This window comes from Microcella alkaliphila (assembly GCF_002355395.1).
Classification (GTDB): Bacteria; Actinomycetota; Actinomycetes; order Actinomycetales; family Microbacteriaceae; genus Microcella; species Microcella alkaliphila_A.
In genome coordinates this window covers 145,998-172,166 of record NZ_AP017315.1, presented here as the reverse complement: position 1 = coordinate 172,166, position 26,169 = coordinate 145,998, and the positions used below count along the sequence as shown (strand labels likewise).

The window sequence follows — 26,169 nt, the reverse complement described above, 5'->3', positions numbered from 1 at the left end:
CCCTCCGGGCATGAATTCTCCCGATCCGTTCCTGGCGGCTGACCTACGCAGGCGTGAGCGCCAACTCGCCCACGCGGCCGACATCGTGCGTACGGCGCCGACACAGCTTCCCGGTCCCGAGTCGCGAGCGGGCTTTGCTGGGCCGATACGTGTCGTCTACGACGCCGAAGCGCGACGTATCGAGGCGCTGCTCGCCGAAGCGGATGGGGCGCTCACGAACGCCTGGCGACACTTCACCGCTCTCGCGAGTGCGGCCGAGTCGGGCAGTGGCCGATGACGCTGACGGTCACGGCGCCCGGCACCACCGTGGTCTCGGACACCGTGCTCGAGTCCATGTGCATCCAGGTGCGCGCGCAGGCCGACCGCTGCGCGTTCGCCGAGCGACTGGCTCGCGGCGCGTACGGCCCGGGTGTCGACAGCTATGCGCTCGCGCAGCTTGATCACGCGGTTGTCGCGACGCGAGACGCGACCCATCGCTTGGAGGCGCTGGCGACGGCGCTGACATCGGTCGCTGATCTGATGGTCGGCGCCGACCACGCCGCGCAGCGCGCTGTTGAGGCAGCCGCGAGTCAGGCGGCCGCGCTTCTCGGCTTCGTCGGCGCTCGTGTGGCCCTCGCCGGTGGGGTGATGCTTCTGCCCGCAGCGTTGCAGGCTGCTCGCTTCGCGTACCTGCTTCCCGAACCCCTGCGCGACGCCGTGGCGACGACACTGGGGTCGGCCGCCGGGCGCGGACTCGATCTCGCGGGTCAGCGGCTCGCCACCCCTGATGGCGTTGCGCTGACGCGCTGGCTCGTGACCCTGCTGGACGACGCCGCGCTCGGGGCGGTCGGCGTTCCGCCCGCGCTCGTGCCGATCGTCGGCGAACCCGGGCTCGGACTCACGGGCGTCACTAGTTCGGCGGCTGTTCTCACCGGGCTCGCCGCCATCATCGGTATCCGCGGCACGGCCCCTGTCCGCGTCGAACGCGTCAGCGTCGTCGGCGGCATTCCGACTCCGGCGCCCTCCACCCTCGAGAGACGAACCCCGCCACCGCAGTCGGTGGGTGACCGTGTGTCGAGGCTTCCCGACAGCAGCGGCCCGCCGGTGCGGGTAGAGAGCTACGACGGGCCACGCGGCCCGCACTTCGAGGTGTACATCGCGGGCACGAACGCCACCGCCGAGGCCGGAGGCACGAACCCCTTCGACATGGCGAGCAACGGCGCGCTCGTCGCCGGCCTGCCCGACGCCTCCTCAGCCCGCGCCGTCGAGCTCGCGCTGCGAGACGCCGGCGCCACCGCGGATAGCCCCGTCGTGTTCACGGGCCACTCGCAGGGTGCTGCGGTGGCCGTGGTTCACGCCGAGAGCGGCGCGTGGAACACGGCCGGCCTCATCACGATCGGCGGCCCACTCGGCAACTTTCCCGTGACCGGCGATTATCCGGCGATCGTGATCGAACACGACGATGACATCATCAGCGCGGCGTCGGGCGTGCGACGCGAGACCAACGCGACCGTCGTGACCACGCGCGCCTTCCCCGACGGCGCGGGCGAGCTGTTTCTGCCCCACGCCGCCGCCACGTATCAGGGCACGGCGACCCTGGTCGACGAGAGCAGCGATCCCGCCCTCGTCGCAGCGCGTGATCGGTTTCCGACCGTTTCCGGGGTCGGAGCCGTGCGGCACTACGAGGCGACGCGCATCCTGGATGCGCAATAGCCGTGCTCAGCCGATGGCGTTAGCGGGTCTTTCCCACCAGTGGCTTCAGCACGATGCCGATCAGCCAGCTGATGAGGCCGAGCACGATTGCGCCCAACACGCCCCACCAGAAGCCATCGACCTCGAGACCGAAGCCGATGAGGCTCGAGATCCACGCGACAAGAAGAAGCAGCAGTCCGTTCACGATGAGCGCGATGAGCCCGAGGGTCAGGATGTACAGCGGGAAGGCGACGATGCGAATCAGGTTGCCGATCACCCCGTTGACCACCCCGAAGATCAGCGCCACCAGCAGGTAGGTGAGCACGACGGCGGTCGTGTCGCCATCGCCGAACGGCACCACGCTCACCCCGGCAACGATGAGGGTGGTCAGCCAGAGGGCCACGGCATTGATGATCAGGCGCACGATAAATCGGGACATGCCCCCATTCTGGTCGGCGGGACTCGGGCGCGTCCACTGAATTCCCGGTGACCGTCCAGCGACGAGTTTCCCTGGCGGATGCCCGCCACGCGCCCGCGTACGCTGGTCGCGTGAGCGCCCCCGAGCATCCGAACCCCGCCGGGCCGCCCGTGCGGCTCCGCGACGAGATCGTCGCCCTGCCTGCGTACCGCCAGGGACGCCAGGCGTCGGCCGACGCCTTCAAGCTGTCCAGCAACGAGAACCCCTTCCCCGCGCACCCGGCGGTCATGGCGGCCATCGCCGACTCGTCGCCCAACCGCTACCCCGACGCGACGGCGCTCGCCGTGCGCGAGCGCCTCGCTGAGCGCCACGGCGTCGACCCCGACGAGGTCATTGTCGGCGCGGGCTCGGTGTCGATCCTGCTGCAGCTGATTCAGGCCTCGTGTGCCCCCGGCGACGAGGCCGTGTACGCCTGGCGCAGCTTCGAGGCCTACCCGCTGCTCACGACCATTGCCGGCGCCACGGCGGTTCCCGTTCCGCTGACGCCCGACTTCCGGCACGATCTGGCCGCGATGGCGGCGGCGATCTCCGAGCGCACCCGCATCGTGCTGGTCTGCTCGCCGAATAATCCGACCGGCACGACCGTGGCTGCCGACGAGTTCGAGGCGTTCATGCGCGTCGTGCCGAAGAACTTGCTCGTGGTGCTCGATGAGGCGTACGCCGAGTTCGTCCGCGACCGCACGGCGGTCAACGGATCCGAGTTGATCGGGCGCTACCCGAACCTGGTCGTGCTGCGCACGTTCTCGAAGGCGTACGGTCTCGCGGGCCTGCGGGCGGGCTACGCCGTCGGGCACCGTGCCCTCATCGACGCCGCGCGCAGCACCCAGATCCCGCTGTCGGTGACCGAGGTCGCTCAGCGCGCCATGCTCGCCGCGCTCGACCACGAAGACGAGCTCCTCGCCCAGGTCGATGAACTCGTGGTGCTGCGTGACCGCGTCGAGACGGCCCTTCGCGAACAGGGGTGGGCGATTCCGCCGAGCGAGGGCAATTTCGTCTGGCTTCCCACCGGCGACCGCACAACCGAGGTTGCGGAGCGGTTCGAGAAGGCCGGAATCATCGGACGTGCGTTCCCCGGGGACGGCATCCGTATATCCGTCGCCGAGCATGCGTCTGTGCCGACCCTCCTGCGGGTAGCGGGCGAGGTTGTCCGCGACCTCTGAACCGTGACCCCGCCCCCCGCCTAGAGTGGAACCCATGTCGTACACGGCCGAGACCCTGCAGTTACTCGCGCCCGACGGAACCCTCCGCTACACCGACGAGACGGAGCGCTTCCGCGACCGGGTCGACGCGCTCGACGAGACCACGCTGCGTGAGTTCTACCGCCACATGGCCGTCACCCGGCGCTTCGACATGGAGGCGGGCAACCTCCAGCGCCAGGGCCAGCTCGCGCTCTGGATTCCCAGCATCGGCCAGGAGGCCGCCCAGGTCGGGTCGGGATTCGCCGCCCGCGCACAGGACCACATCTTCCCCGCCTACCGCGAACACGCGGTCGGCCGGCTGCGCGGCCTCGACCTCACGCGCATCATCGCGATGCTGCGCGGCCTCACCCACGGAGGCTGGAACCCGGCTGACACCGGCAACTTCCACCTCTACACGCTCGTCATCGGTTCGCAGGCCCTGCACGCCACCGGCTACGCGATGGGCGTGCGCTTCGACGGGCTCGTCGGAACCGGCGACCCCGAAAGTGACACCGCCGTGCTCGTCTACTTCGGCGACGGAGCGACCAGCCAGGGCGACGTCAACGAGGCCTATGTCTTCGCGCAGAGCTATCAGACACCGCAGGTGTTCTTCCTGCAGAACAACCACTGGGCCATCTCGGTGCCCGTCAGTGTGCAGTCACGCACGCCGCTCTACCGCCGCCCCGCCGGATTCGGCATTCCGAGCGTGCAGATCGACGGCAACGACGTGCTCGTCAGCTACGCGGCGACCGCCGAATCGCTGGATGCTGCGCGCAGCGGTGAGGGACCGCGCTTCATCGAGGCGCTCACCTACCGGATGGGAGCGCACACGACGAGCGACGATCCCACCAAGTACCGCACGAACGACGAGGTCGCGTACTGGCAGGAGCGCGACCCGATCAGCCGCTACGAAACGTTCCTGAAGGCGCGCGGCGTGGACGCCGCGTTCTTCGAGGAGGTTCGCCAGGAGGGCGAGGATCTCGCCGCCGACGCACGGCGCCAGACGCTCGCTATGGAGCCGCCGCCCGCGGACAGCATGTTCCGTCACGTGTACAGCGACGAGCATCCCCTCATGGCCGAGCAGGCCGAGTGGCTCGCGCGCTACGAGGCATCGTTCGAGGAGCAGGCATGACCGAGACGATGACGATGGCGAAGGCCCTCAACGCCGGCCTCGCCGCCGCGATGGAGGCCGACCAGCGCGTCCTGCTCATGGGCGAAGACATCGGGCTGCTCGGTGGGGTGTTCCGCGTGACCGAGGGGCTACAGCAACGCTTCGGTGAAGGTCGCGTGCTCGACACGCCGCTCGCCGAGTCGGGCATTGTCGGCAGCGCGATTGGGCTCGCAATGCGGGGCTACCGGCCGGTCGTCGAGATTCAGTTCGACGGGTTCATCTTCCCCGCCTTCGACCAGATCACGACCCAGTTGGCGAAGCTCACGGCTCGTCACGAGGGCGGCCTGCAGCTGCCGGTCGTTATTCGGGTGCCGTACGGCGGACACATCGGGGCCGTCGAGCACCATCAGGAGAGCCCCGAGGCATACTTCGCCCACACCGCCGGGCTGCGGCTCGTGAGCCCCGCGACTCCGCACGACGCCTACTGGATGATCCAGCAGGCGATCGCAAGCGCCGACCCCGTGCTGTTCTTCGAGCCGAAGAGTCGCTACTGGCCAAAGGGTGAGGTCGACCTCGACGAGGCCGGCATCGGCATGCATGCGAGCCGGGTCGTGCGCACCGGCACCGACGTCACCGTGGTCGGCCACGGCGCCATGGTGAGCATGCTGTTGGACGCCGCTGCCCTCGCCGATGAGGAGGGCACGAGCATCGAGGTCGTCGACCTTCGCTCGCTCTCCCCCATCGACTATGGGCCGTTGCTCGAGTCGGTACGTCGCACGGGTCGTCTGGTGGTCGCGCAAGAGGCGCCCGGCAACGTCAGCATCGGCTCGGAGATCGCCGCGACCGTGTCTGAGCGTGCGTTCTACTCGCTGGAGGCTCCCGTGGTGCGCGTGTCGGGTTTCGACACCCCCTTCCCGCCCGCCAAGCTCGAGGGCGCCTACCTTCCCGACGTCGACCGCATCCTCGACGCCGTCGACCGCTCGCTCGCCTACTGAGCCGCCTGGAGGACACCGTGACCGCATCCGAGTTCCCGCTCCCCGACGTCGGCGAGGGTCTGACCGAGGCCGAAATCGTTGAGTGGAAGGTGGCACCCGGCGACCCTGTCGCGGTCAACCAGGTGATCGTCGAGATCGAGACGGCCAAGTCGCTCGTCGAGTTGCCGAGCCCCTTCGAGGGCACGGTCGATGAGCTGCTCGTCGCCGCCGGAGACACCGTCGAGGTCGGCACCCCCATCATCCGCGTGCGGGGGGCCTCGGATGCTGCGGCTCCCGCTCCGACCGCCGCCGAATCCGAAACGGCGGATGCTGTCGCCGACACGAAGGGAACGGTCGCCTCCGAAGAGTCCCGCGCGGGCGCCGACTCCGGCTCCGGCGCCGTGCTTGTGGGCTACGGATCGAAGGGCGGTCATGTGGTCTCGCGCCGCCGCCGCTCGGCCGGTGTCGGCGTGACCGACCACGCGCCGCAAGAGGAGGCCGCGGCTGCCTCACCGAGGCCGCGATCCCTTCCCGTCGCCGAGGCGGCGCCCGTGCTGGCGAAGCCGCCGATCCGCAAGCTCGCCAAAGACCTCGACGTGAACCTCGCCCAGGTCGCGGGCACCGGCATCGGGGGCGAGGTGACGCGCGACGACGTCATTCGCCACGCACAGCAGGCGAGCGTGTTCCGCAACATCACGACGCCCGAGCAGCCGACGGCGCGTGAGGACCGCATCCCCGTCAAGGGCGTTCGGAAGGCGATCGCGGCCGGCATGGTGAAGAGCGCGTTCACCGCCCCGCACGTGAGCGTCTTCGTCGATGTCGACGCGACCCGCACTATGGAGTTCGTCAAGCGACTGAAGGCGAGCCCCGACTTCGCGGGCGTCAAGGTGTCGCCGATGCTCGTCATGGCGAAGGCAATGATCTGGGCCGTACGCCGCAACCCCACGGTCAACTCGACCTGGACCGACACCGAGATCATCGTTCACCACTTCGTGAACTTTGGCTTCGCCGCCGCCACCCCGCGCGGGCTCGTCGTGCCGAACGTCAAGAACGCCCAAGAACTCAGCCTGCGCGAACTCGCCCAGGCGATCGAGCAACTGACGATCACCGCGCGCGACGGCAAGCTGCAGCCGGCTGACATGGCCGAGGGCACCATCACGGTCACCAACATTGGCGTCTTCGGAATGGACACCGGCACGCCGATCCTGAACCCGGGTGAGGTCGCGATCGTCGCGCTCGGCACGATCAAGCAGAAGCCGTGGGTCGTTGACGGGGAGGTGCGCCCGCGCTTCGTCACGACGCTCGGCGCGAGCTTCGACCACCGCGTCGTCGACGGGGATGTCGCGAGCCGCTTCCTGGCGGACGTCGCGTCGATCATCGAAGAGCCGGCGCTCCTGCTCGACTGAACGCGCGCATCCGGTTCTTAATGAGAACCGTTTTGACAATCGTTATCAGTAAGACGTACGCTCGGGGAGTCCCATCGCCCCCTCCTTAGAGAGTCCGTCATGACGTCGTTTTCGACCTCGCGCCGCACCCGTCGCGCGCTTCCCGCCCTGCTCGCCTCGAGTGTGCTCGCCCTCGGCCTCGCCGGCTGCGCGACGGCCGAGCCGGCCGCCGACGCTGACACCCCCGCCGCCGTCGAGCCCGCCCTGACGATCGTTGCGAGCACCACGCACACGGCCGAGTTCGCCGAGCGCGTGGCGGGCGAGCTCGCCGAGGTGACCGCGCTCATCCAGCCGAACCAGAGCGCGCACAGCTTCGACCCGACCGCCGCCGACCTGCAGGCGCTCGCCGCCGCCGACGTGCTCGTCATCAACGGTGCTGGCCTCGAAGAGTGGCTCGACGACGCGATCGCGTCATCGGGCTTCGCGGGTGAGACCGTCGACGCGAGCGAGCAGGTCGGCCTCATCGAATTCGCCTCAGAGGATGCGCACGGCCACGAGGGTGACGACCACGCTCACGAGGAAGACGTCGCGGCCGCGTCGACGGAGGAAGAGCCCCACACCGAGGGTGACGACCACGACCACGCGCACGACGGGGGCGACCCGCACATCTGGACGAGCGCATCCAACGCCGCCGCGATGGTCGAGGCCATCGCCGAGGGCCTCGCGGCCGCCGACGCCGACAACGCCGAGGTCTACGAGGCCAACGCTGCCGCGTACATCGCCCAGCTCGAACAGCTCGACGCGTGGATCATCGAGAGCATCAGCGCGGTCGACCCCAGCGACCGGCTGCTCGTCACCAACCACGAGGCCTTCGGCTACTTCGTCGACGCCTACGACGTGACGTACGTCGGTGCCATCATTCCGAGCTTCGACGACAACGCCGAGGTCAGCGCCGCCGACATCGACCGGCTCGTCGCGAGCATCCGCGAATCCGGAGCCACGACCGTGTTCAGCGAAACGACGCTGTCTCCCGCGGCGGCCGAGACCATCGCCAGCGAAGCCGGCATCCAGGTGCTGAGCGGCGACGAGGGTCTGTACGGCGACTCGCTCGGACCGGCCGGCTCGCCCGGCGAGACCTACATCGGCTCGATGATCCACAACGTCACGGTTCTCGTGACGGCGTGGGGCGCCGAACCCGCCCCCGTTCCCGCCGCATTGGCAGAATGAGGGGCGTGACCTCAGACGCTCCAGCGACGGCCGGCTCCCCCACCCGGGAGCCGGCCGTCGCCGTGCGTCCGGCGCTCAGCGCGCGCGGCGTCGCGCTGCGGTACGGGTCGAACCCGCCCGCCCTCAGCGACGTCACGCTCGACGTGGCGCCCGGCGAGGCGCTCGCCGTGATCGGGCCGAACGGTGCCGGAAAGTCCACGTTCATCCTGGGGCTGCTGGGCCTCACCCAGCTCGCCGACGGCGAGCTGCGGGTGCTTGACCGAACGCCGGCTGCCGCCCGGGTGAGCGTCGGCTATGTGCCGCAGACCGCGGGCCTCGACCCCGAGTTTCCGGTGACGCTCGATCAGGTCGTCATGATGGGGCGATACCGAAAGCTCGGCTGGCGCTGGCCCGGTCGCCGCGACCGCGCGGCCGTGCACGCGGCCCTCGAGCGGGTTGGCCTCTCCGAGCAGCACCGCACGCGATTCGGCCGACTGTCGGGCGGTCAGCAGCAACGCGGACTTCTCGCACGCGCGCTCGTCTCGTCGCCGCGGCTACTCGTGCTGGACGAGCCGTTCAACGGCCTCGACCAGACGAGCCGCGACACCCTGCTCGACATCGTGCGCGAGCTCAAGGCCGAGGGGGTCGCCTTCGTCATCTCGACCCATGACCTCGACCTCGCCCGCGCGGTCTGCGACAGCGTGCTACTCGTGAACGGAGTGCAGGTCGCTGCCGGCCCCCGCGACGACGTGCTCACCCTCGACAACCTCGAGCGGGTCTTCGCCGGACATCAGGTCGAGGTCGACGAACACACCGTCGTCGTGCCCCCGCACGACGGGCACGCCTGAGACCATGACCGCGATCGACTGGCTGTTTTCCCCGTTCGCGCTGCCGTTCATGCAGCGGCCGCTGCTGGTCATGCTCGTGTTGGCCGTCGCCCTCGGGCTGGCGAGCGTCATGGTCACCCTGCGGTCGCTCCAGTTCGTCGGCGACGGACTCGTGCACGCCGTCTTTCCGGGCATCGTGATCGGCTTCGCCGTGGGCGGCCGTGAGGGCTTGGTGCCGGGCGGACTGGTTGCCGCAGCAATTGCGGCCGTTGCCTTCACCCTGCTCACCCGGCGGGCTCTCGCGAGCGACTCCGCGATCGCTGTGGTGCTCACCGTCATGTTCGGCATCGGCGTCATCATCGTCTCGCGCCAGTCCGACTACGTCGGCCAGCTGCAAGAACTGCTGTTCGGGCGACTGCTCACCGTGACCGACGCCGATGTGACGCTGACCGTCGTCGTCGCGGCCGCTGCCACGATCGCGATCGCCGTCGTCTGGCGCACCCAGCTGTTTCGCGCGCACGACCCGCTCGCCGCGCGCGCTGCCGGCCACCGCGTGCTGGCCACCGACCTCGTGCTCACCGTCGCCGTGGCCGTGCTGATCGTTGCCGCCACCGCCGCCGTCGGAAACCTCCTCGCCCTCGGGTTGCTCGTGGTGCCCGGCGCGGCCGCCCGCCTGCTCACCCACCGCATCGGCTGGATGGTCGCGATCTCCATCGCGACGGGGGCGCTCGCCGGCTTCGGCGGTCTGCTGATCGGGTTCCGCGCATCCGTTGATTGGGGCATCCCGCTCGCCGGCGGCGCGTCGGTCATCACGATGCTCGTCGTCATCTACGGTGTCGTTTTGGCCGCCAGCATGCTGCACCGCCACGGTCCGCGCACCGCACACACGGCAGCGGATGCTCGCGGCGCGTCGACCGCGCCTGCGCCGGTTCCCGAGGCGGCGCGCTGATGGGCTTCTTCGAACGCGCGCTGCTCGAGGCGGTGCTGGCCGGCGGCGTCGCCGGACTCGTCGGAACATTCGTGGTGCTGCGCCGCCGCGCCTTCTTCACGACGGCCCTCACCCACGCGACGTTTCCCGGCGCTGTCGTCGCCGCGGTTCTCGGAGTGAGTGTGGTGCTGGGGGCAGCCGTCTTCAGCGTGCTGTTGGTGGCGCTGATGACCCTGATCTCTCGCGTCCGCGACCAGGGCGCGCAGGTCGCCGCCGGCGTCGTTTTGACGTTCGGCTTCGCCCTCGGAGCGCTGTTGCAGTCGGCGAACCCGTCGCTGCCGATCTCGGTCGAGAGCTTCCTCGTCGGCTCGATCCTCACGGTCGGCTGGGGCGACATCACCCTCACGGCCATCATGTTCGCCATCGCGGCGGTCGTGATCCTGCTGCGCGGCCGACACCTCGTCTTCTCCACCGTCGACGAGCTCGGCTACCGCGCCGCCGGCTACCGGCCGTGGGTTGCCGAGGCGACGATCGTCGCTCTCATCGCGGGCACCGTCGTCGTGATCATGCCCGCCATCGGCGCCATCCTCGCCATCGCCCTCATCGTCGGCCCGGCCGTCGCCGCCCGCCAGCTGGTGTCGTCGACGAACGCCGTGCTTCTGCTCGCTCCGGTGATCGGGGCCGCATCCGCCGTGGCGGGCGTCTTCCTGTCGCGCGCGTTCTCCATCGCGGCGGGTGGCGCGATCACAGTCGTCATCGCGCTCGTCGTTGGCGCTTGCGTGCTCGTCGGTCGGATGCTGCGCACCGGCTCCGGGCGGCGCCCGGCTCCCCAGCCCTCCCGCACTCCGCGTACCCTGGTGGGGTCATGAAGCGGAATACCTGGCAGCGCGAGGCCGTGCGCTCGGCCCTCGGCGAATCCGACGGGTTCATCAGCGCACAGGCCCTCCACGGCGCCCTGCGCGACTCGGGCACGACGATCGGCCTCGCCACCGTGTACCGGGCGCTGACCGACCTCACCGACGAGGGCGAGGCCGACACGCTCACGCAGGACGGCGAGGCCCTCTACCGGGCGTGCACTCCCGACTCGCACCACCACCACCTGATCTGCCGCCGCTGCGGGGCGACGGAAGAGATCGCGGCCGACCCGGTCGAGCAGTGGGCTCGCCAGGTCGCGGCCGAGCACGGCTACACGAAGGCGGAGCACGTCGTCGACATCTTCGGCCTGTGCCCCGCGTGCTCGCGTTTGTCGGAAACGCCCGATAGCCCGTAAGCTAGAGGATTGTGTCAGGCCCCGGCCTGGCTTCTTGTGCGCATCTCGCCCCGCTCAACCAGCTACTGGAGCGGATACGGCGGGTCTCGCGTGCCGACAAGTGACCTTGGGTACGGCCGTCGCCGTACGGTAGCCGAATAGTTGGAGGACCCATGGCAGCCGTCTGCCAGGTGACCGGAGCCACCCCTGGTTTCGGGCACAACATCTCGCACTCGCACCGCCGCACGAAGCGTCGGTTCGATCCGAACATCCAGAAGAAGACCTACTACGTGCCCTCGCTTCGCCGTAACGTCACCCTGACGCTGTCGGCCAAGGGCATCAAGGTGATCGACGCGCGCGGTATCGAGTCGGTCGTCAAGGACCTCATCGCTCGCGGGGAGAAGATCTAATGGCCAAGCAGCAGGACGTCCGTCCCATCATCAAGCTTCGGTCGACCGCCGGTACCGGGTACACCTACGTGACCCGCAAGAACCGTCGTAACGACCCCGACCGCCTCGTGCTGAAGAAGTACGACCCGGTTGTCCGCAAGCACGTCGAATTCCGCGAGGAGCGCTAACCATGGCGAAGAAGAGCAAGATCGCGCGCAACGAGCAGCGCAAGGTGATCGTCGAGCGGTACGCCGCGAAGCGACTCGAGTTGAAGAAGGCCCTCGTCGACCCGAACGGCACCGACGAGTCGCGTGAGGCGGCCCGCAAGGCGCTGCAGAAGCTTCCGCGCGACGCGTCGCCGGTTCGTCTGCGCTCGCGCGACGCCATCGACGGCCGTCCCCGCGGTGTTCTCAGCAAGTACGGCATTTCCCGTGTTCGCTTCCGCGACATGGCGCACCGTGGCGAATTGCCCGGCATCACGAAGTCAAGCTGGTAGTTTCAGGGGCGATTCCCGCGAGTTCTCGCGAATTCGCGGGATCTATCTGAACAATCCTGAGGTCCGAGGAGGACACAATGAACCGTTCCGAGCTCGTCGCCGCTGTGGCTGCTGAGTCGGGCCTGAGCCAGGCTGACGTCAACCGCGTCCTCGATGGTCTGTTCTCGACCGTCTCCGGCGCTGTCGCCAGTGGCACCAAGGTCTCCATCCCCGGCTGGCTGTCGTTCGAGCGCACGTCGCGTGCCGCTCGTACCGGCCGCAACCCGCAGACCGGTGAGACCATCCAGATCGCCGCGTCGAACGGCGTCAAGGTCAGCGCCGGCAGCAAGCTGAAGGCTGCCGTCAAGTAACTCTCGAGGCCTTCGGGCTTCTCGGCACCGCGCATCACGCACGGCGCCGCCCACACGAGGCGCTCCCGCTCACGGGCGGGGGCGCCTCGTTGCGTTCCCGGCTGGTGCGAAGCACCGCTCCAGTACGCTGAACACGCCGGTTTCACACAGCGCGAAGGGGGGATGCGGTGACCGCGTCAGCGACGCACACCACCGTGCCAGACACGGGCACCCCGCACGATTCGTCGCCGTGGCTGCGCCGCGCCCCCTGGTCGGCACTCGGTGTCGCCGCGCTGCTCGTGGGCGGCACGATCGCCCTCGTCGCCGGGCTCGCGTACGGTGGCGGCGCCGACGCTCCGCTGTTCAGCGACCCGGGCGCGGTCGTGCGCTGGGGTCTTCCCGCCGGCAAGCTGCTGGTGAATCTCGGGGCGGCGGGCGCGATCGGCGCGATCCTGCTCGCCCTGATCGCCCTGAGCATCCAGAGCGACGCCTATGGCCGCGCCCTCGATATCGCCGCCGGGTCCGCGGCGGTCTGGACGCTCGCGAGTGCGGTCACCGGGTTCTTCACCTTCCTGACCGTTTTCACCCAGCCGATCAGCCTCGAGCCCGAGTTCGGGCGCGTGCTCGGCGTCTTCTTCGGCGAGGTCGACCTCGGTCGCGCGTGGCTCGCCACGACGCTCATGGCGGCCGTCGTGACGGTGCTCTGCTTCGTGTTGCGGCACCCGAGCCTGGTGGCGGTCGTGGGTCTGCTCGCCGTCGCCGCTCTCTGGCCGGTCGCGCAGACCGGGCACGCGGGCGGAACCGCTGATCACGACGCCGCCGTCACCGCCGTCTTTCTGCACAGCGTGTTCGCCGCCGTGTGGGTAGGAGGGCTGCTCGCGCTGATCCTGTTGCGGCGGCCCCTGGGCGACGACATGCCCACGGTACTGCGCCGCTACTCGACCCTCGCGCTGATCGCGTTCATCGTGGTCGCCGCCTCCGGCCTCGTCAGCGCCCAGCTGCGCATCGGCGACCTCGCGGGGCTCGGCACCGAATACGGGATGCTCGTCATCGCCAAATCCGCCGCACTCGTCGCGCTCGGCATCGTCGGCGCCAGCTACCGCCGCGCGGTCATCGCCCGGGTCGAGGCGTCACCCCGGCCGGGGCTCGGCTTCTGGACGATCGTCGTCGCCGAGCTCACGGTGATGGGTGTCGCGATGGGCCTGGCGTCTGCTCTCGGGCGCACGGCGACGCCCGCGCCCCAGGTGCCCGTGACCGAGTTGCCCGATCCGACGCCCGCCGAGCTGCTCACCGGGTCGCCGTTGCCGCCCGAGTTCGTGTGGTGGCGCCTCGCTACCGAGTGGGACCTCAACCTGCTGTGGACGCTCCTTGCGGCCTTCGGCCTGTTCTTCTACCTCGCGGGCGCCGTGCGTCTTGCTCGCCGCCGCGACCGGTGGCCGATTCACCGCACGATCCTGTGGACGCTCGGCATGATCACCCTGTTCTTGGTGACCAATTCGGGGCTGGCGGTATACGAGAAGTATCTGTTCAGCATCCACATGCTGGGCCACATGGTGCTGTCGATGGCGATTCCGGTGATGCTGGTGCTGGCGGCGCCGGTGACGCTCGCGGCCCGCGCGATCCGCGCCCGTAAAGACGGCTCGCGCGGCCCCCGCGAGTGGATCCTCGCGATCGTGCACTCGAAGTGGGCGGGTTTCGTCGGGCACCCGATCGTCGCCTCGATCGTGTTCGCCGTGTCGCTTCTGGTCTTCTACTACTCGCCGCTGTTCCGGTGGGCCGTGACCGATCACCTCGGCCACCAGTGGATGATCGTGCACTTCCTCCTGTCTGGCTACCTGTTCGTCAACTCGCTGATCGGCGAAGACCCGGCGCCCTACCGGCCGCCGTACCCCATCCGGTTGCTGATCCTCATGGCGACGATGGCGTTCCACGCGTTCTTCGGGTTGTTCCTGCTGTCGGGCACGGGCCTCCTGCTGCCTGAGTGGTACGGCGCGATGGGCCGGGAGTGGGGCATCACCCCACTCGCCGACCAGCAGCGCGGCGGCGGCATCGCCTGGAGCGTCGGCGAGATTCCCACCCTGACGCTCGCGATGCTGGTGGTCTGGATGTGGTCACGCGCCGACAAGAAGGAGACGAAGCGTCGCGACCGTCAGGCCGACCGCGACGGCGACGCCGAGCTCGTGGCGTGGAACGCGATGCTCGCCCAGCGCGCGGGCCGCGACGGCCGGGCCGACGGATAGGTCGACCGCGCGCTGCTCCTGGCTACGGGTAGACCGTAACGACGGGCCCGTCCGGCCCGAGCGCGACGACGCCGAGCATCTCGGCCGGAACGTCGTCGACGAGGCGTGTAATGCTGCCGTCGAACAGCGACTGCACCTCCGCCGTGATCTGCATGGTGGCCGACGCCTCGAGGCTGAACCGCCCCGCGTTCGCTGTTCGGCTGAGCACGACGCGCGGCTCGTCGACACGTTCCCACCGCGGCCGGTCGAGCACGCGGTCGTCGTCGATGACGCGACCGAACGGGCATCCCGCCGGTTGCAGGACGGTCTGCTCGGCGCACTGATCGAGCAGCTCGGTCACCTGCCGCTGCACCTCGCGCACCAGCCGGTCGGAGGGCTGTGCTTGCAGGATGACCGGGGCCGGGTCAACCGACCGCGGCCGGATCACCCGCGATGGCGCGTCGAGGAACGGCTCGGCGTTCGTCACCGACACGCGGGCGGGGATGAACGCGGCGACCTCGCTGGTCGCCCCCGGCCCCGAGGTGGTCACCGTCCGCCCAGGGACGCGCACACGATCGTGGTTGTCACTACCGACCGGGATGCGCGCGACGGGAGGCGCGACGAACCGCCACTGCGGGATCACCCCGAGCAGGCGCGCGTCGGGCTCGAGCAGGAAGATGACGGTCGCGGGGTCCGACTCGCCCCCGTACACGGCGGTCACGGCGACGCGATTCTCGGCGCGGTCTTGCGCGGTGACGACGCGGACCGTCGTGGGTGTCCCCTCGTCGCCGAGGGGCAGGGGCGCACCCGTTTCCAGTCCGGCGAACTGAGCTGCGGCGAGCAGGTCGTCGTCGGCCAGCGCCGCCAGGTAGCGTTCGACGTGCGCCTCCGGAGTCTCGGCGACGATCACGAGGGCGGCGAGCGCGGCGGCGGTGAGCCCCGACACGAGGGCAAGGACTCCTCCCCCGATCAGCATTCCGCGCGACATGCGCCCAGCCTAGGCGGGGGCCCGCACCGGGGCGCGGCCCCGGCTACGCTGAAACCCCTATCCCGGAGGTGTCGTGACTGCTTCGTCTGCGTTCGTGGGCGCACCCACCCTCGCCGATGAGCAGCGCGCCGTCATCGAGCTGATCGAGTCGACGCGCGACCACGTCTTCGTGACGGGCCGCGCCGGCACGGGCAAGTCGACGCTTCTGGAAGCCTTCCTCGCCCAGACCGATCGCACGGTCGTCGTGTGCGCGCCAACCGGAGTGGCGGCGCTAAACGTCGGCGGCCAGACGATTCACTCGCTGTTTCGCCTCCCGATCGGGCTGATCGCCGACGCCGACCTCGACGACGCCCCGCACCTGCGGCGCCTCCTGGGCGGCGTCGACACGGTCGTCATCGACGAGGTGTCGATGGTGAGCGCCGACCTGATGGATGCGATCGATCGGCGCCTCCGCAGCGCCCGCGCACGCCCCCGCGAAGCCTTCGGTGGCGCCCAGGTCGTGTTATTCGGCGACCCGTATCAGCTGGCGCCGGTGCCGGGGCGCGACGAGGGGGAGCGCGCCTACTACGCCGACCACTACCGCTCGATCTGGTTCTTCGACGCGCGCGTCTGGCGGGAGACCGAGCTGCGCATCGTCGAGCTGCAGACAATTCATCGCCAACGCGACGAGGCGTTTCGCCACATGCTGACCGCCGTGCGGCACGGTGAGGTCACACCCGAGATCGGGCGCGCGCTCAACGAGGCGGGGGCCCGACCGGCACCCAACGAGGGGGTGCTGACCCTCGCCAGCACGAACGCCACGGTGACGCGCATCAACGGTCGCGAGCTCGCGCGCCTCCCCGGCGACGTGAAGACGGCGCGCGCCGACGTCGTCGGCGAGTTCGGCGGCCGCGGCGGCTACCCGGCCGACGAGGCGCTGCAGCTGAAGGTGGGCGCCCAGGTGATGTTCTTGCGCAACGACACCGCCGGCGACGGTGCCCCCCGTTGGGTCAACGGCAGCCTCGGAACCGTCGAGCGCATCGGCCGCACCGTCTTCATCGAGGTCGACGGCGAGAGCCACGAGGTGCACCCCGCCACGTGGGAGAAGTTCCGCTACACCTACTCGTCGGCCCAGAAGCGGGTCACGAAGGATGTCATCGGCGAGTTCACGCAGTTCCCGTTGCGGCTCGCGTGGGCGGTCACGATTCACAAGTCGCAGGGCCAGACCTACGACCGCGCGATCATCGACCTGGGGCCGCGTGCCTTCGCGCCCGGCCAGACGTATGTGGCGCTGTCACGCATCCGCTCGCTGGAGGGCCTGCACCTCGTACGACCGCTGCGACCGAGCGACATCATCGTCGACCACGACGTGCGCCGGTTCATGGCGGACGCCGAGCCGGTGATCGACCGCGGGTCAGTGGTTCGAGTGGTCGACCCCGAATAGCGGAGCGGCAGGCTCATCGGCGGGCGCGGCGAAACGGCTCGCGAGCGCAACCCCCGTGGCGCCTGCGAGTCCGACGGTGCTCGCCACACCCAATGGCAGCAGTGTGGATGCACCGAGGCCCCCCAGCCCCGGATCCTTCAGTGCCGCGCTCGCGAGCAGGAGTAACCCCCAGAGGAGAGCCGGCGTCGTCAGCAGCAGCACGGCAGACATCGCTGCCGGCGACGCGATGGTCGTGCCGAGCCCCCGCTCGGCACGATGCGGCGGTGCGAGCCCCCGCTCGCCGCCGGACGCGTGGTAATTGACATTGCGCCCTCCTCTCGCACCGTGTTCGGTGCGGGAGGCGCGGCGGTTTGCTGTGAGATGGCTGAATGGAGGGGATGACGGGAATCGAACCCGCGCTATCAGCTTGGGAAGCTGAAGTTCTGCCATTGAACTACATCCCCGCGCGGTGGAGCTATGAGCGACGACCATTTCTGGTCGTCGCCGCGACCCCAGCGCCGACGCCCGTCCCGGGCGTCGGTTGCACGCACACCAAGTCTACTCATCCCTCGCTAGGCTGACCTTCATGCTGCTGAGCGACCGCGACATTCGGGCCGAACTCGACTCGGGCCGCATCGGCCTTGACCCGCTCGACACGTCGATGGTGCAGCCGTCGAGTGTCGACGTTCGGCTCGACCGCTTCTTCCGGCTGTTCGACAACCACAAGTACCCGTTCATCGATCCCGCGGTCGAGCAGCCCGAACTGACCCGCCTGGTGGAGGCCAAGCCCGACGAGCCGTTCATTCTGCACCCTGGCGAGTTCGTGTTGGGCTCGACGTACGAGACGGTCACCCTGCCTGACGACGTCGCCGCGCGGCTGGAGGGCAAGAGTTCTCTCGGGCGCTTGGGCCTGCTGACCCACTCAACGGCCGGGTTCGTTGACCCCGGTTTCAGCGGTCACGTCACCCTCGAGCTGAGTAACGTCGCGACACTGCCGATTACGCTGTGGCCCGGCATGAAGATCGGCCAGCTCTGCTTCTTCCGGCTCACCTCGCCCGCCGAGAATCCGTACGGCACGGGCGCATACCTCAACCGGTACCAGGGCCAGCGGGGCCCGACAGCCTCGCGGTCGTGGCAGAACTTTCATCGCACCGACATCGAGCGGTAGTCGGCGGGCCCTCGCACGGCGCTACCCGGCTGGAACCAGCAGGGCGGTGATGCGTTCGATCAGGTCACGCGAGCTGAACGGCTTCACGATGTAGTCGTCCGCGCCCGCCTCCATCGCGCGGTCGACGTCGCTCTGCTGCGAACGAGCGGTCAACATCAGGACTTTCGTGCGATGGTCGGGGTCGGAGGCACGAATCTCTTCGCACACGTCGATGCCGTCGCGACGCGGCATCATCCAGTCCAGCACAACGAGGTCGGGCTTCTCGGTGGCGAACAGCGTGAGACCCTCTTCACCATTTGTAGCGCTGACCACGTCGTGCCCTGCCCCCTTGACTCGATTCTCGAGCAAGAGGAGCACGTCGGGCTCGTCTTCGACGATCAGAATGCGCGCCATTGTTCTCTCTTTCCCCCTTCACACCTTAGTCTCAGAAACGCACGGTTCGGGGTGGGACCCGCCCGTACGGGGGAGGATGGTTCGTGGCATTCACGACGGCGGTCGGGTTCGGGCGGCCGGCCGCGAGGCGCACGGTCGTCGCGACCCTCATCGTGCTCGCGGGGATCATCAGCTATTTCTCGGTCGAATTGCGTCCCGCAGGCGCTGCCATCGCCGCGTGGTGGCCTGCAGCTGGGCTGGGCGCGGCGGCGTTGCTCGTCTCTCGGGGAACACGCCTTCTGGCGGCGACGGGCATCCTGTTCGCCGCGATGGCGGCAAACACCCTGGCGGGCCGTGAATGGGGCCTCACCGTTGGTTACGGCATCGGCAACGCTGTCGAGGCGTGGGTCGTCGCGTGGATTCTCACCCGGGGCCGGGCTGCGGCCCGACTCGACGGCGTTTCCGACATCGCCCGCTTCCTGGTCGCCTGCATCGTGGGGTCCGGCGTATTCTCCGCGATCGGCGGCGTGACGGCCTTCATCGTCGCCGACCGGCCCCTCGAGGTCGCCTTCTTCTCCCTTCTCGCCTCGCACTTCTCGGCGCTCGTCGTGGTGCTGCCGCTGTTCGTGCTCTCTCCGCGAACTCACGGACGCGTGCATCCCGTAGAGGTGGTGGCGCAGGTCGCCGTCCTCGCGCTGATCACCTGGTTCGTGTTCTCTCCGACGAGCGACTTGCCGATCGCGTACCTGCCGCTCATCGCGCTGCTGTGGGCGGCGTTCCGGCTGCCCGCCGTCGTTGTGGCGGCGGAAATCCTCGTGCTGGCCACCGCCGCCACGATCCTCACGGTGCTCGGAGGAGGTCCCTTTGCGCCGTTCATCGCAACGGGAGAGCGCACCACGGTGCTCCTGTTGCAGGGGTTCCTCATCGTGCACGCCCTCGCCGCTCTCTTCGTCTCGGGCGCCCGCAACGACTGGGGGCGCGCCCTCGTGCGCGTGGAGGCGCAGGAGGAGCTGCTGCGCGGCGGCATCGTCAATGCCGAGTCGGGCATTGTGATCGCCGAGCACACGGATGACTCTCGACTCGTCATTCGCGGCATCAACCGCGCCGCGCTCGCCGCACTGGGCTTGGAATCCGCGCCTCCTGAGTGGTTCGAGGCGGGAATCCCCCTTGTTCCGGGTCAGCCGGTGCTGGGCAATCGTGGCCTTGACGCGTTGCTGCGCAGCGGGGAAGCCGGCGAGGCAGAACTCACGCGTGACGATCGCCGCTTCGACGCGCAGGTCTCGACGCGCCCGTTGTCGCGAGGCACCGCGATCGTGACGATCGTCATGTCTGACGTCACGCGCCGCCAGGAACGTGAAGACGCCGTCGTGCAATCGCTCGTTCGCCTGCGCGACCTCAACCAGCAGAAGGACGACTTCATCGCCTCCGTCAGCCACGAGCTGCGCACCCCGGTGACGGCGATCATGGGATTCTCGGAGCAGCTGGCCGACGAGGCGCTCGGCGCTCAGGCCCAGCAGGCCGCGGACGTGATCGACCGCAACGCGCGCCGCCTCGCCGACGTCATCGAGGACGTGCTCGAGCTGAGCAGACTGACGGGCTCCGCGACGATCCGGCGCGCGGCGTCCGAATTTGACCTGCGCGATCTCATCGAGCTGGCGGCCGAGGACGCGCGGGGCCTGTACCCGGCGCGTCAGATCGTCATCGAAACCTCCCTTCCCGATGAGCCCGTCCCGGTTGTGCTCGTGCGCCAGGACGTTCAGCGCGTCATTGCGAATCTGCTGTCGAACGCGGTGAAGTTCAGCCCCGTTGGGGGAACAGTGACCGTGGGTCTCGGCCCGGCTGGCGATGGCGTCGAGATCACGATCGGTGATCGCGGTCCGGGAATCCCGGCCGAGCACCTTCCGCACGTGTGGGAGCGCTTCTATCGCATTCAGGACGAGTCGCACCGGGATGCTCCGGGCACGGGCCTCGGGCTTCCCATCGTGAAGGCGCTCGTCGACGAGCGATTGCGAGGACGCATCACGCTGGAGCCGCAGCCGACGGGGACCGGAACGCTTGCGCGCGTTCTGCTACCCCGGGAGACCTTCCCCGCCCCGCCCACGGCGAGCGTTCCCGTGATGCCTCAGGCCTCCGGGGAGTAGTCACCCGGCCAGACGGCCAGCTGCCAGCCGATCCAGGGCGAGTAGGCGAAGGGGGTGGCGGCGACCGCGCTCCGCAGGGCGTCCGGTTCGACCCAGGCCCACTCCGCGACCTCATCGGCGGCCGGCTGCGGGTCACTGGATGCTCGTGCCGTGTACACGGGGCAGATTTCGTTCTCGGCGACCCCAGACGCGTCGACCGCGCGATAACGGAAGTCGGGGAGCGCGACCCGGACGTCGCTCACGGCCAGCCCGAGCTCGCGCTCGGCCCGCCGCGCGATGGCCTCGCTTAGGTCTTCCCCCGGCGCGGGGTGGCCGCAAAAGCTGTTCGTCCACACCCCCGGCCAGGTTTTCTTCGACAGGGCGCGGCGCGTCACCAGCACCCGGCCGGCGTCATCGAAAACGTGGCACGAGAACGCCTGATGAAGGGGAGTGTCCGCCGTGTGAACGGTCGCCTTCTCGGCGGTGCCGATGGGGGTTCCGTCGTCAGCGAGAAGGACGACGAGTTCGGGGGTTTCGCTCATGGGGCCGCGCTAGTCTGCTGGGGTGAAACGACACGACGCTGTGGCCATCGCTGATGAGCGAGCGGCACTCGTCGACGCTGTTTTGGAGCGCTTCTTCACCCTATCCAAGAAGCGTGCCGAGCCCCTGGGCGACCACTATCTCCACCTGTGGGGCCTGCTCGAGCGCAACACCCAGGGCGGCAAGCGGTTCCGCCCTCGGATGGTCATGGCCGCCTACTGCGGGTTCGGTGGACGCGATCTCGACGCTGCCGCCTACGTCGGTGCAGCCTTCGAGCTGCTGCACACGGCTCTGATCGTGCACGATGACGTGATCGACCGAGATTTCGTGCGCCGTGGCATCCCGAATATTTCCGGCGCCTACCGCGACCATGCCGTCGACCGGGGCGCCTCGGAAGACATCGCCGAACACCGGGGGGTGTCCGCCGCGGTCATCGCGGGCGACCTGGCGCTGTTCAACTCGTACCGCCTGCTCGACCGTTCGGGCGCGGACGCCGAGACCCGCGACCGCCTCGCTGACGTGCTCGATGAGGCCATGTTCGCCTCCGCCGCCGGCGAACTCATCGACGTCGATTTCTCGATCGACCCTGGCATGCCGCTCGTCGACGACATCCTGACGATGGAGCGGCTGAAGACGGCCGTCTACTCGTTCGAGACGCCGCTGCAGGCCGGCGCGATACTGGCCGGCGCATCCCGCGACGCGATCGACACGCTGGGCGCGTTCGGGCGCGAGATCGGCATCGCTTACCAGGTCATCGACGACGTGCTCGGGGTCTTCGGCGAGCCGGGCGCGACCGGCAAGACGACCATCGGCGACCTCCGCGAGGGCAAGCGCACCGTCCTGGTGGCCTTCGCCTGCTCGACTCCGGCGTGGGCGCGGCTCTGCGACCTCATCGGCAAGCACGATCTCACCGAACAGGAGGCCGAGGAGGCCCGCGAGTTGCTCGCCGTGTGCGGCGCGCGGGCCTTCGCCGAGAACCTCGCGCGCGACTACGCGCAGCGCGCGCTGGCGCGCCTCGCCGAGCCGTACATTCCCGCCGCCCTGCGCGACGAGTTGCACCCGGTTGCCGCCGAGGTGCTCGATCGAGTGAAGTGACCCCATGACCGAGATGCGCCTCTCTCTGTACGACCGCGTCGCCGACGAGATCGCGGGCCGGGTGATTCGCCGCTACTCCACGTCGTTCGGGCTCGCCTCGCGCCTGCTCGAGCCCGGCGTGCGCCAGCACGTCGAAAACATCTACGCGCTCGTGCGCGTCGCCGATGAGATCGTCGACGGCGGCGTGGCGGAAGCGGGGCTCGACACCGCCGCGGCCGGCCGGTACCTCGACGAGTTCGAGGCCGACACCGAGCAGGCGATCCGTACCGGGTATTCGACGAATCTCGTCGTGCACGCCTTCGCCCGCACGGCCCGCGAGACGGGGTTCGGCACCGAGTTGACGAAGCCCTTCTTCCACTCGATGCGCATGGATCTCACCGACACCGAGCACGACCAGGAGAGCTTCGACACCTACGTCTACGGCTCGGCCGAGGTCGTCGGCCTCATGTGTCTGCGGGCATTCCTTCAGGATCACCCCGTCACCGACGACCAGAATGAGCGCATGGTGCGCGGAGCCCGCGCCCTCGGCGCCGCCTTCCAGAAGGCCAACTTTCTGCGTGACCTCGCGGCCGACGTCGAGACGCTCGGGCGCAGCTACTTCCCGGGAATCCGCGTCGACCAGTTCACCGAACAGGAGAAGCACCGCTTGCTCGACGACATCGACGATGACCTGCGCGTCTCGGCCGCCGTGATCCCCGAGCTTCCGGCCGGCAGCCGGCGCGCCGTGGCGCTCGCGCAGAGCCTCTTCCAGGAACTGGGGGAGCGCATCCGCAGAACCCCCGCCGAGACCTTGATTCGCGCCCGCATCAGCGTGCCGACGGCGGTCAAGGCTCGTCTGTTGGCGCAGGCCGCCGCGGGTCGCACCCCGCGCCCGCCGAAACCGGCGCCGGCGTCGGCGATCGGAGCATCCGCGTGAGCCGCGTCGTCGTGATCGGCGGCGGCATCGCTGGCCTGTCGTCGGCCGCGCTGCTCGCCCGCGACGGCCATCGCGTGACCCTCGTCGAGAAGCGGGACCAGTTCGGCGGCCGCGCCGGCTCGTGGTCGGTCGACGGCTTCCGCTTCGACACTGGGCCCAGCTGGTACCTCATGCCCGAGGTGTTCGACCACTTCTTCAAGCTCTGCGGCACCTCGACCGCCGAGCAGCTCGAGCTGATTCAGCTGGACCCTGGTTACCGCGTCATCACCGAGGGCTTCGACCGGCCGACCGACATCGCCGCGAACCGCGCCGACAACGTGGCGCTGTTCGAGTCGATCGAGAAGGGCGCGGGCGCGAAGCTCGAGCGCTACCTCGACTCGGCCGAAGACACCTACGTCATGGCGAAGAAGCGCTTCCTGTACACGAGCTTCGAGTCGATTGGTCCGCTCCTGCGGGGCGACGTGCTGAAGCGTTCGGGCAAGCTCATGACGATGCTCGTGCAGAGCCTCGACAGTTTCGTCGGGCGACGCTTCCGCGACCTGCGCCTGCGCCAGATCCTGGGCTACCCGGCCGTGTTCCTCGGTTCGTCACCGTTCCTGACCCCGGCGATGTATCACCTCATGTCGCACCTCGACCTGACCGACGGCGTGCTGTACCCGATGGGCGGCTTCGCGAAGCTCATCGAGCGCGTCGCCGCGGTCGCGGAAGACCAGGGCGCCGAGCTGCGCCTGAACGCGCCGGTTGCTCGCATCATGGTCGACGAGGCAACGGGGGATGCACGGGGCGTGCAACTCGAGGACGGCGAGATCATTGAGGCCGACCTCGTCGTCGCGGCAGCCGACCTGCACCACACCGAGACGGCCCTGCTGCCGAAGGAGCGGCAGACCTACCCCGAGCAGTACTGGCAGAAGGCGACGGCTGGCCCGAGCGCACTGCTCATGTATCTCGGCGTCGAGGGTGACCTGCCGCAGCTTGAGCACCACACGCTGCTGTTCGCCGCCGACTGGCGCGAGAATTTCGAGAAGATCTTCGGCGAGAGCCCGTCGTGGCCCGACCCCGCATCGCTGTACATCTGCAAGCCGTCGGGCGTTGACCCCTCGGTGGCGCCCGAGGGCCACGAGAACGTGTTCGTGCTCGTGCCGGCTCCCGCCGATCTGTCGTTCGGTCGCGGTGACGTCGATGGCGATGGCGACACCCCGCTCGAGACCTACGCCGACCGCATCATCGCGCAGATCAGCGAGTGGGCCGGAATCCCCGACCTCGCCGACCGCATCGTCGTGCGCCGCACGTACGGACCCGGAAACTTTGCCGAAGACGTGAACGCCTGGCGGGGAACAGCGCTCGGCCCCGCGCACGTGCTGAAGCAGTCGGCGTTCTTCCGCGCGGGCAACGTCTCCAAGAAGGTGCGCGGCCTGTACTACGCCGGCTACTCGACGATCCCCGGCATCGGTCTGCCGATGTGTCTCATCAGTGCGGAGGTGCTGGTGAAGCGCCTACGCGGCGACACCTCGACCGAACCGCTGCCCGAGCCGCTCGAGCCAACGGTCACCACCGTCTAGCGTCATGATCGGCTTCAGCTACCTGATCGCGCTGTCGATCGCGATCACCGGCATGGTGATGCTCGATCGACGGTTCGGGCTGTTCTTCTGGCGCGACTGGCGGAAAGCCGCTGTCGTCTTGCCCCTCGGCGTCGCGTTCTTCCTCGTGTGGGATGTCTTCGGCATCGCCCTCGGCATCTTCTTCCGCGGCTCGACGAACTTCTTGACGGGTGTCTTGATCGGCCCCGAGCTGCCGATCGAGGAGGTCTTCTTCCTCATCCTGCTCTGCTACAACACGATGAACGCCTACCTCGCCGCCGTCGACTGGCTGGGCGGACGCTGGCGCCGCGCGTCACGAAGCGCCGGGGTTGTGACGTCGTGACCTACACCCTGTTGAACATCGTCTTCCTCGCCGTCGTCGCCGTCGTGGGGGTCGCCGCGGTGCTGGCGCGGCGCTCACCGAACTGGCGCGCGGTGGGGCTTGCGAGCATCCTGCTCATCGCGCTCACGGCCATCTTCGACAACGTGATCATCGGAACCGGCATCGTCGACTACGACGACGCTCTCATCTCAGGGATCCGTATCGGCGTCGCCCCGATCGAAGACTTCGCCTACACGGTCGCCGCGCTCGTGCTCCTGCCGGCGGTCTGGCATCTGCTGCCCACCCGCACCCGCGAGGCGGGCGCCGAGGCCGGCGACGCGCGGCAGAATAAGGACTCGTGAACACGCTCGCGCAGCTGACCCTCAGCTCGCGGCCGCTCAGCTGGATCAACACGGCCTTCCCCTTCGCGGCCGCCTACCTCCTGACGACGCGCGAGATCGACCTCGTGGTGATCATCGGCACCGTGTACTTCCTCATTCCGTACAACCTCGCGATGTACGGCATCAACGACGTGTTCGACTACGAGTCCGACCTGCGCAACCCCCGCAAGGGCGGGGTCGAGGGGGCGCTGCTCGACACCTCGCTGCACCGCACGACCCTGATTGCGGCGCTCGTCACCAACGTGCCGTTCCTCGTCTACCTCGTGAGCGTCGGCGATCCGCTCAGCTGGCTCGTGCTCGCCATCAGCGTCTTCGCCGTCATCGCCTACTCGATGAAGGGGCTGCGGTTCAAGGAGAAGCCCTTCCTCGACTCGGTGACCTCGAGCACCCACTTCGTGAGCCCCGCCGTCTACGGCCTGGTGCTCGCCGGCGCTGAATTCACGCCAGCCCTGTGGCTGATTCTGGGGGCGTTCTTCCTCTGGGGCATCGCGAGCCACGCCTTCGGGGCGGTACAGGATGTGATCGCCGACCGCGAGGGCGGGCTCGCGTCGATCGCCACCGTCATCGGCGCTCGCGCCACGACGAGGCTCGCCGTCGTCGCCTACGTGCTCGCCGGACTCCTGCTGCTCGGCACCGACTGGCCGGGACCGCTCGCGGCCATCGCGGCGCTGCCCTACGCCGTGTCGACGGCGCAGTGGTGGAACGTCACCGACGCGACGGCGGAAGACGCCAACCGCGGCTGGCGGCGCTTCTTGCTGCTGAACTTCCTCGCGGGTGCCGTCGTCACAATGCTGATGATCTACTGGGTGATCGGAGCGTGACCTGCGG

At 69.1% G+C, this 26,169-nt stretch carries 30 protein-coding genes and 1 tRNA gene; 25 read left to right on the top strand and 6 right to left on the bottom strand.

Features of this window, described 5'->3' with window-relative positions:
• The first annotated feature begins 10 nt into the window (after positions 1-10).
• Complete coding sequence (locus CPY97_RS00810; RefSeq protein WP_096419992.1) at positions 11-277, top strand: hypothetical protein; 267 nt, start codon at positions 11-13, stop codon at positions 275-277.
• Positions 274-1,692, top strand: a complete 1,419-nt coding sequence (locus CPY97_RS00805) for a hypothetical protein (RefSeq protein ID WP_096419990.1) — start codon at positions 274-276, stop codon at positions 1,690-1,692. Before CPY97_RS00810 ends, CPY97_RS00805 begins: the two co-directional genes overlap by 4 nt.
• A gap of 19 nt (positions 1,693-1,711) precedes the next feature.
• Here CPY97_RS00805 and CPY97_RS00800 read toward each other — a convergent pair whose 3' ends face one another.
• Positions 1,712-2,110 (bottom strand): phage holin family protein, encoded by a 399-nt coding sequence (locus CPY97_RS00800; RefSeq protein WP_096419988.1) that lies wholly within the window; start codon positions 2,108-2,110, stop codon positions 1,712-1,714.
• 110 nt (positions 2,111-2,220) lie between these two features.
• Between CPY97_RS00800 and CPY97_RS00795 the strand changes: the two genes are divergently transcribed.
• From CPY97_RS00795 to CPY97_RS00730, 14 genes are all read left to right on the top strand, one after another.
• Positions 2,221-3,309 carry a histidinol-phosphate transaminase gene (locus CPY97_RS00795; RefSeq protein WP_231923982.1) on the top strand — a complete coding sequence of 363 codons (1,089 nt, stop codon included), beginning with the start codon at positions 2,221-2,223 and terminating at the stop codon, positions 3,307-3,309.
• Between the two features lie 34 nt (positions 3,310-3,343).
• On the top strand, positions 3,344-4,459 hold the full coding sequence (locus CPY97_RS00790) for a thiamine pyrophosphate-dependent dehydrogenase E1 component subunit alpha (RefSeq protein ID WP_096419986.1): 1,116 nt from the start codon (positions 3,344-3,346) through the stop codon (positions 4,457-4,459).
• Positions 4,456-5,433, top strand: a complete 978-nt coding sequence (locus tag CPY97_RS00785; protein ID WP_096419984.1) for an alpha-ketoacid dehydrogenase subunit beta — start codon at positions 4,456-4,458, stop codon at positions 5,431-5,433. Before CPY97_RS00790 ends, CPY97_RS00785 begins: the two co-directional genes overlap by 4 nt.
• 17 nt (positions 5,434-5,450) lie before the next feature.
• Positions 5,451-6,818, top strand: coding sequence for a dihydrolipoamide acetyltransferase family protein (locus CPY97_RS00780; RefSeq protein ID WP_096419982.1), 1,368 nt, complete (start codon positions 5,451-5,453; stop codon positions 6,816-6,818).
• A 99-nt stretch (positions 6,819-6,917) separates the two neighbouring features.
• Complete coding sequence (locus CPY97_RS00775; RefSeq protein ID WP_096419980.1) at positions 6,918-8,024, top strand: metal ABC transporter substrate-binding protein; 1,107 nt, start codon at positions 6,918-6,920, stop codon at positions 8,022-8,024.
• A gap of 5 nt (positions 8,025-8,029) precedes the next feature.
• A complete protein-coding gene (locus CPY97_RS00770) occupies positions 8,030-8,851 on the top strand; it encodes a metal ABC transporter ATP-binding protein (protein ID WP_231923981.1) in 822 nt (273 codons plus the stop codon).
• Positions 8,852-8,855: 4 nt separating this feature from the next.
• Complete coding sequence (locus CPY97_RS00765) at positions 8,856-9,779, top strand: metal ABC transporter permease (RefSeq protein ID WP_096419976.1); 924 nt, start codon at positions 8,856-8,858, stop codon at positions 9,777-9,779.
• Complete coding sequence (locus CPY97_RS00760) at positions 9,779-10,627, top strand: metal ABC transporter permease (protein ID WP_096419974.1); 849 nt, start codon at positions 9,779-9,781, stop codon at positions 10,625-10,627. The genes CPY97_RS00765 and CPY97_RS00760 overlap by 1 nt, the downstream gene beginning before the upstream one ends.
• Entirely contained in the window at positions 10,624-11,028 is a 405-nt protein-coding gene (locus CPY97_RS00755; protein WP_096419972.1) for a Fur family transcriptional regulator, read from the top strand. The genes CPY97_RS00760 and CPY97_RS00755 overlap by 4 nt, the downstream gene beginning before the upstream one ends.
• 152 nt (positions 11,029-11,180) lie before the next feature.
• On the top strand, positions 11,181-11,417 hold the full coding sequence (rpmB, locus tag CPY97_RS00750) for a 50S ribosomal protein L28 (RefSeq protein WP_096419970.1): 237 nt from the start codon (positions 11,181-11,183) through the stop codon (positions 11,415-11,417).
• Positions 11,417-11,584, top strand: coding sequence for a 50S ribosomal protein L33 (gene rpmG, locus CPY97_RS00745; protein ID WP_096419968.1), 168 nt, complete (start codon positions 11,417-11,419; stop codon positions 11,582-11,584). The genes rpmB and rpmG overlap by 1 nt, the downstream gene beginning before the upstream one ends.
• A 2-nt stretch (positions 11,585-11,586) precedes the next feature.
• Complete coding sequence (rpsN, locus tag CPY97_RS00740) at positions 11,587-11,892, top strand: 30S ribosomal protein S14 (RefSeq protein ID WP_096419966.1); 306 nt, start codon at positions 11,587-11,589, stop codon at positions 11,890-11,892.
• A gap of 77 nt (positions 11,893-11,969) precedes the next feature.
• Positions 11,970-12,242, top strand: a complete 273-nt coding sequence (locus tag CPY97_RS00735) for an HU family DNA-binding protein (RefSeq protein WP_096419964.1) — start codon at positions 11,970-11,972, stop codon at positions 12,240-12,242.
• Between the two features lie 233 nt (positions 12,243-12,475).
• Positions 12,476-14,461 (top strand): bifunctional copper resistance protein CopD/cytochrome c oxidase assembly protein, encoded by a 1,986-nt coding sequence (locus tag CPY97_RS00730; RefSeq protein ID WP_096423245.1) that lies wholly within the window; start codon positions 12,476-12,478, stop codon positions 14,459-14,461.
• Between the two features lie 22 nt (positions 14,462-14,483).
• On the opposite strand, the gene CPY97_RS00725 is transcribed toward CPY97_RS00730, so the two are convergent.
• Positions 14,484-15,428, bottom strand: coding sequence for a hypothetical protein (locus CPY97_RS00725; protein ID WP_150129151.1), 945 nt, complete (start codon positions 15,426-15,428; stop codon positions 14,484-14,486).
• A gap of 94 nt (positions 15,429-15,522) precedes the next feature.
• Here CPY97_RS00725 and CPY97_RS00720 point away from each other — a divergent pair, with 94 nt between their 5' ends.
• Complete coding sequence (locus tag CPY97_RS00720) at positions 15,523-16,851, top strand: ATP-dependent DNA helicase (RefSeq protein ID WP_096419961.1); 1,329 nt, start codon at positions 15,523-15,525, stop codon at positions 16,849-16,851.
• Here the strand turns inward: CPY97_RS00720 and CPY97_RS00715 are convergent.
• Positions 16,822-17,061 carry a hypothetical protein gene (locus tag CPY97_RS00715; RefSeq protein ID WP_096419959.1) on the bottom strand — a complete coding sequence of 80 codons (240 nt, stop codon included), beginning with the start codon at positions 17,059-17,061 and terminating at the stop codon, positions 16,822-16,824. The genes CPY97_RS00720 and CPY97_RS00715 overlap by 30 nt on opposite strands.
• Positions 17,062-17,220: 159 nt before the next feature.
• A tRNA-Gly gene (locus tag CPY97_RS00710) sits at positions 17,221-17,294 on the bottom strand.
• A 122-nt stretch (positions 17,295-17,416) separates the two neighbouring features.
• On the opposite strand from CPY97_RS00710, the gene dcd reads away from it, so the two are divergent.
• Positions 17,417-17,998: a dCTP deaminase gene (gene dcd, locus CPY97_RS00705; protein WP_096419957.1), complete on the top strand. Its 582-nt coding sequence runs from the start codon at positions 17,417-17,419 to the stop codon at positions 17,996-17,998.
• Positions 17,999-18,019: 21 nt separating this feature from the next.
• Here the strand turns inward: dcd and CPY97_RS00700 are convergent, their stop codons facing one another.
• On the bottom strand, positions 18,020-18,391 hold the full coding sequence (locus CPY97_RS00700; RefSeq protein ID WP_096419955.1) for a response regulator transcription factor: 372 nt from the start codon (positions 18,389-18,391) through the stop codon (positions 18,020-18,022).
• Between the two features lie 83 nt (positions 18,392-18,474).
• Between CPY97_RS00700 and CPY97_RS00695 the strand changes: the two genes are divergently transcribed.
• Positions 18,475-20,511 (top strand): ATP-binding protein, encoded by a 2,037-nt coding sequence (locus CPY97_RS00695; RefSeq protein ID WP_096419953.1) that lies wholly within the window; start codon positions 18,475-18,477, stop codon positions 20,509-20,511.
• Here the strand turns inward: CPY97_RS00695 and idi are convergent.
• Positions 20,493-21,032 carry an isopentenyl-diphosphate Delta-isomerase gene (idi, locus tag CPY97_RS00690; RefSeq protein WP_096419951.1) on the bottom strand — a complete coding sequence of 180 codons (540 nt, stop codon included), beginning with the start codon at positions 21,030-21,032 and terminating at the stop codon, positions 20,493-20,495. The genes CPY97_RS00695 and idi overlap by 19 nt on opposite strands.
• A 22-nt stretch (positions 21,033-21,054) precedes the next feature.
• On the opposite strand from idi, the gene CPY97_RS00685 reads away from it, so the two are divergent.
• The 6 genes from CPY97_RS00685 to CPY97_RS00665 are packed head-to-tail and all read left to right on the top strand — an operon-like array spanning position 21,055 to position 26,162.
• Positions 21,055-22,125 (top strand): polyprenyl synthetase family protein, encoded by a 1,071-nt coding sequence (locus tag CPY97_RS00685; protein WP_231923980.1) that lies wholly within the window; start codon positions 21,055-21,057, stop codon positions 22,123-22,125.
• 4 nt (positions 22,126-22,129) lie between these two features.
• Positions 22,130-23,041 (top strand): phytoene/squalene synthase family protein, encoded by a 912-nt coding sequence (locus CPY97_RS13515; protein ID WP_173826845.1) that lies wholly within the window; start codon positions 22,130-22,132, stop codon positions 23,039-23,041.
• Positions 23,032-24,600, top strand: a complete 1,569-nt coding sequence (crtI, locus tag CPY97_RS13510) for a phytoene desaturase family protein (RefSeq protein ID WP_419866127.1) — start codon at positions 23,032-23,034, stop codon at positions 24,598-24,600. Before CPY97_RS13515 ends, crtI begins: the two co-directional genes overlap by 10 nt.
• Before the next feature lie 4 nt (positions 24,601-24,604).
• Positions 24,605-24,961, top strand: a complete 357-nt coding sequence (locus tag CPY97_RS00675; RefSeq protein ID WP_173826843.1) for a lycopene cyclase domain-containing protein — start codon at positions 24,605-24,607, stop codon at positions 24,959-24,961.
• Complete coding sequence (locus CPY97_RS00670) at positions 24,958-25,302, top strand: lycopene cyclase domain-containing protein (protein WP_096419949.1); 345 nt, start codon at positions 24,958-24,960, stop codon at positions 25,300-25,302. The genes CPY97_RS00675 and CPY97_RS00670 overlap by 4 nt, the downstream gene beginning before the upstream one ends.
• The gene (locus CPY97_RS00665) at positions 25,299-26,162 is read left to right on the top strand and encodes a prenyltransferase (protein ID WP_096419947.1); all 864 of its coding nucleotides are present in this window, start codon (positions 25,299-25,301) and stop codon (positions 26,160-26,162) included. Before CPY97_RS00670 ends, CPY97_RS00665 begins: the two co-directional genes overlap by 4 nt.
• Positions 26,163-26,169 lie beyond the last annotated feature (7 nt).

Excerpts from the sequence above, each read along its gene's own strand:
- CPY97_RS00810 (WP_096419992.1), top strand. The coding sequence starts at position 11 with ATGAATTCTCCCGATCCGTTCCTGGCGGCTGACCTACGCAGGCGTGAG.
- CPY97_RS00805 (WP_096419990.1), top strand. The coding sequence starts at position 274 with ATGACGCTGACGGTCACGGCGCCCGGCACCACCGTGGTCTCGGACACC.
- CPY97_RS00800 (WP_096419988.1), bottom strand. The coding sequence starts at position 2,110 with ATGTCCCGATTTATCGTGCGCCTGATCATCAATGCCGTGGCCCTCTGG.
- CPY97_RS00790 (WP_096419986.1), top strand. The coding sequence starts at position 3,344 with ATGTCGTACACGGCCGAGACCCTGCAGTTACTCGCGCCCGACGGAACC.
- CPY97_RS00785 (WP_096419984.1), top strand. The coding sequence starts at position 4,456 with ATGACCGAGACGATGACGATGGCGAAGGCCCTCAACGCCGGCCTCGCC.
- CPY97_RS00775 (WP_096419980.1), top strand. The coding sequence starts at position 6,918 with ATGACGTCGTTTTCGACCTCGCGCCGCACCCGTCGCGCGCTTCCCGCC.
- CPY97_RS00765 (WP_096419976.1), top strand. The coding sequence starts at position 8,856 with ATGACCGCGATCGACTGGCTGTTTTCCCCGTTCGCGCTGCCGTTCATG.
- CPY97_RS00760 (WP_096419974.1), top strand. The coding sequence starts at position 9,779 with ATGGGCTTCTTCGAACGCGCGCTGCTCGAGGCGGTGCTGGCCGGCGGC.
- CPY97_RS00755 (WP_096419972.1), top strand. The coding sequence starts at position 10,624 with ATGAAGCGGAATACCTGGCAGCGCGAGGCCGTGCGCTCGGCCCTCGGC.
- rpmB (WP_096419970.1), top strand. The coding sequence starts at position 11,181 with ATGGCAGCCGTCTGCCAGGTGACCGGAGCCACCCCTGGTTTCGGGCAC.
- rpmG (WP_096419968.1), top strand. The coding sequence starts at position 11,417 with ATGGCCAAGCAGCAGGACGTCCGTCCCATCATCAAGCTTCGGTCGACC.
- rpsN (WP_096419966.1), top strand. The coding sequence starts at position 11,587 with ATGGCGAAGAAGAGCAAGATCGCGCGCAACGAGCAGCGCAAGGTGATC.
- CPY97_RS00735 (WP_096419964.1), top strand. The coding sequence starts at position 11,970 with ATGAACCGTTCCGAGCTCGTCGCCGCTGTGGCTGCTGAGTCGGGCCTG.
- CPY97_RS00725 (WP_150129151.1), bottom strand. The coding sequence starts at position 15,428 with ATGTCGCGCGGAATGCTGATCGGGGGAGGAGTCCTTGCCCTCGTGTCG.
- CPY97_RS00715 (WP_096419959.1), bottom strand. The coding sequence starts at position 17,061 with ATGTCTGCCGTGCTGCTGCTGACGACGCCGGCTCTCCTCTGGGGGTTA.
- dcd (WP_096419957.1), top strand. The coding sequence starts at position 17,417 with ATGCTGCTGAGCGACCGCGACATTCGGGCCGAACTCGACTCGGGCCGC.
- CPY97_RS00700 (WP_096419955.1), bottom strand. The coding sequence starts at position 18,391 with ATGGCGCGCATTCTGATCGTCGAAGACGAGCCCGACGTGCTCCTCTTG.
- idi (WP_096419951.1), bottom strand. The coding sequence starts at position 21,032 with ATGAGCGAAACCCCCGAACTCGTCGTCCTTCTCGCTGACGACGGAACC.
- CPY97_RS13515 (WP_173826845.1), top strand. The coding sequence starts at position 22,130 with ATGACCGAGATGCGCCTCTCTCTGTACGACCGCGTCGCCGACGAGATC.
- CPY97_RS00675 (WP_173826843.1), top strand. The coding sequence starts at position 24,605 with ATGATCGGCTTCAGCTACCTGATCGCGCTGTCGATCGCGATCACCGGC.